The organism is Drancourtella massiliensis, from assembly GCF_016900655.1.
Classification (GTDB): domain Bacteria; phylum Bacillota; class Clostridia; order Lachnospirales; family Lachnospiraceae; genus Sellimonas; species Sellimonas catena.
The window spans coordinates 1-270 of record NZ_JACJKH010000130.1; the positions used below are offsets into that span (position 1 = coordinate 1).

The following is a 270-nucleotide window of genomic DNA, read 5'->3' on the forward strand; positions in this document are numbered from 1 at the left end:
GAAAGAGAACCTGAAACCCTGTGTTTACAAGCTGTGGAAGAACGAGAAATGTTCAACCGCGTACTTTTTGTAGAACGGTCCGGCGAGTTACGCTGGCAGGCGAGGTTAAGGACTCAAGGTCCGGAGCCGAAGGGAAACCAAGTCTTAAGAGGGCGATCATAGTCTGTCAGAGTAGACCCGAAACCGGGTGATCTATCCATGTCCAGGTTGAAGTTGCCGTAAAAGGCAATGGAGGACCGAACCCACATCCGTTGAAAAGGGTGGGGATGA

Annotated in this window: 1 rRNA gene; it reads left to right on the forward strand. The window is 51.1% G+C overall.

The annotated features are described in order from the left end of the window. Positions 1-270 (forward strand): 23S ribosomal RNA (locus tag H6A32_RS16050); the annotation flags it as partial.